Annotated in this window: 4 protein-coding genes; 3 read left to right on the top strand and 1 reads right to left on the bottom strand. The window is 59.8% G+C overall.

The annotated features are described in order from the left end of the window. A partial coding sequence (locus ABX749_RS20655; RefSeq protein WP_372897639.1) for a DUF1549 domain-containing protein occupies positions 1 to 1893 on the bottom strand: 1893 nt, incomplete at its 3' end. A 3-nt stretch (positions 1894 to 1896) separates the two neighbouring features. Here ABX749_RS20655 and ABX749_RS20650 point away from each other — a divergent pair. The 3 genes from ABX749_RS20650 (at position 1897) to ABX749_RS20640 (ending at position 5140) form a co-directional block, all read left to right on the top strand. Beyond that, positions 1897 to 2139, top strand: coding sequence for a hypothetical protein (locus ABX749_RS20650; protein WP_372897638.1), 243 nt, complete (start codon positions 1897 to 1899; stop codon positions 2137 to 2139). A 104-nt stretch (positions 2140 to 2243) separates the two neighbouring features. After that, positions 2244 to 2879 (top strand): sigma-70 family RNA polymerase sigma factor, encoded by a 636-nt coding sequence (locus ABX749_RS20645; protein ID WP_372897637.1) that lies wholly within the window; start codon positions 2244 to 2246, stop codon positions 2877 to 2879. 2 nt (positions 2880 to 2881) lie between these two features. Beyond that, positions 2882 to 5140 (top strand): serine/threonine protein kinase, encoded by a 2259-nt coding sequence (locus ABX749_RS20640; protein ID WP_372897636.1) that lies wholly within the window; start codon positions 2882 to 2884, stop codon positions 5138 to 5140. Positions 5141 to 5291: the final 151 nt, after the last annotated feature.

Below are 5291 nucleotides of genomic sequence, written 5' to 3'. Positions count from 1 at the left end.
CTGTGCTTCGGCAAACTCCAATTCCACCCAGCCGGCACCGGTTTGAGCGGACATCCAACTGCGTGAGTTTCCATAGCGGCCGTCGTTGATGAAACCTGGCTCGTGACGGTCCGCGACAAGCGTATCGCCGGAGGTCGTGAGTTTGGTGCCCGCGGTTGCCAAGGCAATGTTTTCGCCGGCATCATTGAACACTTCCAGTTCGTCGATGCACGGTTCAAGATTGTTGGTCGCCAGCACGGTAAAACGCAAACGCTTGGCTTGCACCGGTGAAAACCGATCCACGTTGATCGACGGGGAGATGGCGGCCCGTTGTGGCGGAACATGCTTCAACGTCGTCATGGCCTCGATCGATGGTCCGGCTTCCAAGGTGTAGGCCGTGGCGAGCCGGTCGGTGTACTGCCCCTTGCGATCGCGGCTCCACACGATCTTGTTGATCGGAATGGCCTCGGGAAGTTCAAACATCAACCAGCCGCGGCCTTTCTGATCCGACATCCAGCTCCGGGCGTTTCCGAATTGACCATCGTTAACGTGTTCGAGTTGATGGTTCGCCGACGCTCTGCTGCCCGACGCGGTGACCTTGGTTCCATGCGAGGCGAGGGCAACGTTTTGCGGTTCGGCGGCGTCGGTGAAAATCTGAAACTCGTCCACACACGGTTCGATCAACCCGAGACTCGGGTGCAGGTTGGCGTCATGAATCGTAAACCGAACATACTTGGCCGTCAGCGGTTCAAACGATTCAATGTTTTCAGCCGCGTTGGTGGAGTACGCATCCAGTTCGCGGTCGACACGCGGATGTGCCAAGGGGACGAATCGGAGCAGTTGCTCGTCAATCTCGGAAACGCGTTGGCGAAAGCTTTTTGCTTGTTGCTTCAATGCGTCGGATTCGGGCGAACGCATCTCGCGATCGGCGTACTCGACACCGGCGACAAACGCCTGCATGCTGTAGTAGTCTTTCGCGGAGATGGGGTCGAATTTGTGATCGTGGCATCGCGCACAACCGACGCTCAGACCGAGAAAGGTCTGTGAAACGTTATTGACGATCTCATCGAGTGAATCCTGACGTGCCAGCCGAATCGAGGGTGCGTCCTTGCCGATCTGGCCAGGCAACAGGACCGACGCCGTGATCAGGAACCCCGTTGCGGCGTCGGCACCCAACGCATCGCCGACGATTTGTTCCGTGATGAAGCGATCGTAAGGAGTGTCGGCATTCATCGCGGCAATGACGTAGTCGCGATAGGGCCATGCATTGGGCCGTTCGGTGTTGACTTCGAATCCATGGGTGTCGGCATAACGCACGACGTCTAACCAATGTTGCGCCCAACGTTCGCCGTAACGGGGTGATTTGAGCAAGCGGTCGACGACGGCGGTGTAGGCGGCATCACCGCGCTCGATCTGTCCCAAGAACTCGTCCACTTCCTGTCGTGTCGGGGGAAGTCCGGTCAAGTCAAACGTGACGCGGCGCAGCCACGTCACCGAGTCTGCCTCGACGGCGGGCGTCAGGCCCTGTTGTTCCAATCGTGCCAGCACAAATCGATCGATCGCGCCGCGCGGCCAACGGACGTGTTCGACATCGGGGATCGGCGGCGACGTCATCGGATGAAACGACCAGTGATCCAGTCGGTCTTCGAGTTCCGCCAGATCGACACCGTCCGGCCAGACCGCACCCTCGTCGACCCATCGCGTCAGCGTTTGAATCTCGGATTCCGAAAGCGGTTCGCCTTCCGGAGGCATCCGAGAATCTTCGTCTTCGCTGGTGACCAACTCGATCACCGGGCTCTCGTCCGCCTGCCCCGCGATCAGGCTCGGTCCCCAGCCATCGCCGCCCTTGAACGCTTCGGACTTGATGTCCAACCGCAACCCGCTCTTCTGGTTCTCCGCGCCATGACAGGACACACAATGCTTCTGGAAAATTGGCTGCACGTCGCGCACAAAATCCACTTCCGACGCCAGGGTCTGGACGGATGGAAGGAGGATCAGAGCGATTCGAAGAAGCATTTTCTGCATCGGTTTCCTACCGGACGATTGTCGCACGTCTTGTTCTTCTCGCTGCCGGCGTATGGTGGGGAATCAAGCGAAGTCGCCGAGGGGGGGCAGAACCATTTTAACCGCAATCCGCCGGTCGATGCATCGGAGTCCTAAGAACACGTCGTCATCTTGCTAAAATCGTCCTTTTCGGTGACGGTTTTGGCTGGTGACCGCAACTGATCTTTTTGAAACGTTTCCATGATCGACCGAGCGGACCTTTGACCAACGACGACCGCATCAAGCTCGATGCACCACAGCAACGCACGACCCGATTGATCGCAGCGGCACAGGCCGGCGACAGTGACGCGCTCGGTGAGTTGCTCAACCACTACCGAAAATACCTGGTGTTTTTGGCGCGAACCGGACTGCACCATCACCTGCAAGGCAAAGCCGACCCGTCGGACATCGCGCAAGAGGTTTGCTTGGCCGCGCACGGCAACATCGCTGACTTTCAGGGCGAGTCGGCGGAAGAATTTGCCGGCTGGCTGCGTGGCATCTTGTCAAATCTGCTGGCGATGCATGTTCGCAAGTTTTTGGGGACCCAGAAGCGCGATCCGCGCCTGGAGCAGAATTTAAACGCCAGCTTGGCCAGTGCCTCGGGATTCCTGCAGTCACGCATTGCCGCCGAGATCACGTCGCCGAGTCAACATTTCGCCCGCAACGAAGCGTTTCTGCAACTCGCCGAGGCGCTCGAGTCGCTGCCGGACGATTATCGACAGGTGATTGTGCTGCGACACGTCGACGGGCTGCCGTTTGCGGAGGTGGCCAAGTCGATGGGGCGCAGCGTCGACAGTGTCGAAAAATTGTGGGTGCGCGGGTTGGCGAAACTGAAGACCACGATGGGAGACGTTTGACGGTGACAACAACGGACGAAACCGAAGACGACCGCGTGGTTTCGGCGGTGAAAGACTACATGCGTTTGCTGGATGCAGACAAAGCGCCGCCGATCGACGTCTACTTGGCCGAACATGCCGAGATCGCCGCAGAGCTTCGTCCCTCGCTGGAAGGATTGGCGCTGGTGCATCGGGCCGGCCCCGCGCCGGCGAAACCGCTCGGGGTGGTCTCGCCCGACGCGGAGTTCACGGCCAAGCCGATCGGCGACTTTCAGATCGTCGGTGAACTCGGGCGCGGCGGCATGGGGGTGGTTTACGATGCGATTCAACTGTCGCTCGGGCGTCGCGTGGCGCTGAAGGTGTTGCCGTTTGCCAGCGGCTTGGACGAGGTTCGGCTTCAGCGTTTTCGCAACGAAGCCCACGCCGCGGCGGCGCTGCACCATACGAACATCGTGCCGGTCTACGCGGTCGGCAGCGATCGGGGGCTGCACTATTACGCCATGCAGTTGATCGAAGGGCACACGTTGGCCGACGTGATCCATGAAATGCGTGACGCCAAGCCCGGTGGCAGTCGGGACACCGCACAACCACTTCGGTCTTCGACGATCCCACAGCTCTCCGCGACGTTCGCGTCCGGCGATAACCAGTCCGGACGCCGCCGATACTTCGAATCGGCCGTCCGGATGACCTATGAAGCGGCGATCGCCATCCAGCACGCCCACCAGTACGGCGTGATCCATCGTGACATCAAACCCAGCAACCTGTTGATCGACAGCGCCGGCAAAGTCTGGGTCACCGATTTTGGGCTGGCCCAGATTGAGTCCGACCCCAGCAATCTGACGCGTACCGGCGATCCGATGGGAACCTTGCGGTATGCGTCACCGGAACAGGCTTCCGGTCAACGCACGATCTTGGATCACCGCACCGACGTCTATTCATTGGGCGTGACGCTTTATGAATTGCTGACGCTGCGGCCGGCGATCGAAGGGGACGGCTTTCGCGAATTGTTGAACCGGGTCGTCGAAGTTGAACCACCCTCGCCGGCGTCGATTGCCCCCGACATCCCGCCTGAACTGGACAACATCGTTCGCAAATCGATCGCCAAGTTGCCCGCCGAACGCTACGCGACGATGCAGGAGTTTGCAGACGATTTGCAATGCTGGCTGGACGACAAGCCGATCAAGGCCAAGCCGCCGACGATGCTGGAACGATTGACGAAATGGCGTCGACGTAACAGCGGACTGGTTGCCGCAGCGGTCGGAATGTTGGTCATCGCCACGCTGGCACTGTTGATCACCACGCTGGTGGTTTGGCGAGAACACCGCGCGACGCAGCAAGCACTCGACCGGGAAACCGAGCAACGCCGACTGGCCGAACAGAGTTTCCAACAAGCGCGATCGGCCGTCGACACGTTCAGCGATCTCAGCGAAAGCGAACTCGCCTACCGCGGAGACCTGCAAGACCTTCGACGCAGCTTTCTGGAAACCTCGCTCGAATTCTACCGCGATTTCCTCGACTTGCGATCGGACGACCCGGCACTGAAAAGTGAACTGGCAGCCACCTCATCACGCGTCGAAACGATGGTTCAGGAATTGCGTGTGCTCGAAAATGTTTCTCCGCTGATGCAACTGGCCGACCCCGCCGTGCAAGAAGAATTGTCGATTGATCAAACGACGGCGGCCAATCTAGAAGTCGCCATCGCGGTGTTGGAGTCCGAGCGGCGTTCGCTGGTGAATCAGAATCCTGGCGGATTGAGCAACGAGAGTGCGGACATGACGCTGCTGTTGCAGGAATTCGATGCGTTTGTCTCGCAACAATTGTCCGACGCACAGCTGACGCGGTTGCGGCAGATCGCCCGACAGCGGCGATTGCCGTTCACCTTCAAAACATCGGAAATCGTCGCGGCGCTGGAATTGACGCGGCAACAACGTTCGGAGATCAATCGGATCATCGAACAGACACGGCCCGATCGAAGGGACGGACCGCCGCGTGATGGCCAACCGCCGCGCCGTCGGGAGGACGGTCGCCGCGGCCCGCCGCCGGGCGGATTCGATTTTGGACCGCCGAACCGATTCAACAAGGGTCAACCGCCGGAGGATCGGCGCGGTGACCGATTCGGCCGCGGCAAAGGGCCACCGATGCACGACTTCGGTGGCGGTCCCCCACGCGATCCGGCCCACCAGGCGGCAACCGAAAACACCGTCAACGAAATTTTGAAGATCTTGACGCCGACACAACGTCAAACCTGGAATACGTTGGTTGGAAAACCCTTCCGGCAGTAGTGCTCCGACCACCTTTCGATTGAGGGTGCCGCGGACCAATGAAACGATTGCTTGGCCCACGGATGGCAGCGCGAACCCACGGATTTTCTGCACCCTGTCATCCGTGGGTTTGCGCTGCCATCCGTCGGTGTTGTTTTCGATCGTTAGCCCG

Source organism: Stieleria sp. (genome assembly GCF_041595215.1).
Lineage (GTDB): Bacteria > Planctomycetota > Planctomycetia > Pirellulales > Pirellulaceae > Stieleria > Stieleria magnilauensis.
The sequence above is the reverse complement of the archived record's forward strand: the minus strand, read 5'-3'. Positions and strand labels throughout refer to the sequence as shown.